The organism is Phytohabitans sp. LJ34 (genome assembly GCF_052068095.1).
Taxonomy (GTDB): Bacteria; Actinomycetota; Actinomycetes; order Mycobacteriales; family Micromonosporaceae; genus Phytohabitans.
This window is the reverse complement of the sequence record NZ_JBQHDG010000061.1, coordinates 1-1,048: the sequence shown is the minus strand read 5'-3', so window position 1 is coordinate 1,048 and position 1,048 is coordinate 1. Positions and strand designations below refer to the sequence as shown.

Below are 1,048 nucleotides of genomic sequence, written 5' to 3'. Positions count from 1 at the left end.
GGTGACCTTGCCGGGTCGGGCCGGGCTGTGAACGCGTACGACGTGATGCCGTACGAGTTGGCCAAGGTGATCGGGGCCGCGCTGCCCTTCGTCGAGATGGCCCTCGGTGTGCTGCTGCTGGTGGGTTTGGCCACCCGGCTGGCCGCCGGTGTTTCGGCGGGGCTGTTGGTGGTCTTCGTCGCGGGTATCGCTCAGGCGTGGGCGCGTGGCCTCCAGATCGACTGTGGCTGTTTTGGCAGTGGTGGTCAGCTTGGCGCCGGTCAGAGCCCCACCTATGGTCCGGAGATCCTGCGTGATCTGGGGTTCCTGGCGCTCGCCGGGTTCCTGTTGGTCTGGCCCCTCACCCGTTTGTCCATCGATAGCTGGCTGGAGAAGAAATGAGTACCAGGGTCGGGCAGAAGCAGGCCTCGCGTATGGTGCGTGATCAGATCGCCCGGGAAAAGCGGCGTTCGCGCACGCTGTGGACGTCGGTCGCCGCGGTGGCCGTGCTGGTCATCGCGGGGCTGATCGGTTGGGGTGTGGTGGCGAGCCAGGATTCCGGCAGCTACGTCGCGCCGGCCGGTGCGGTGGAAAACGGCACCGGCATCAAGGTCGGCTCCGGACCGGTGCGGATCGACATCTACGAAGACTTCATCTGCCCGGCGTGTGGGCAGTTCGAGAAGCAGACCGGCGCCACCCTGGACCAGCTTGTTTCCGAGGGCAAGGTCTCGGTGGTGTACCACCCGTTGGCGTTCCTGGATCGGGCGTCCTCGACGCAGTATTCCACGCGGGCGTCGGCGGCTTCCGGGGCGGCGGCGCAGGGCGGTAAGTTCCGGGAGTACGTCAAGGCGCTTTTCGCGCAGCAGCCGGCCGAGGGCAGTGCCGGTCTCAGTGACGACCAGCTGATCCAGATCGGCCGGTCGGTGGGCCTCGGAGACGCCTTCGCCCAGGCGGTACGGGACGGGAAGTACAAGCCGTGGACGGCACACGTGACCGACGAGGCCAGCGGGGACGGCGTCACCGGCACGCCCACCGTGCGGGTGGGCGGCAAGGACGTCCAGCCCACCAC

The 1,048-nt window shown here is 67.9% G+C and carries 2 protein-coding genes; both read left to right on the top strand.

Annotated elements, in window-relative coordinates:
- Window positions 1–381: MauE/DoxX family redox-associated membrane protein (locus ACTMTJ_RS45360; protein WP_441225313.1), on the top strand; the 381-nt coding region annotated here is incomplete at its 5' end.
- The coding region (locus ACTMTJ_RS45355; protein ID WP_441225311.1) for a DsbA family protein at window positions 378–1,048 on the top strand (671 nt) is incomplete at its 3' end. The genes ACTMTJ_RS45360 and ACTMTJ_RS45355, both read left to right, overlap by 4 nt.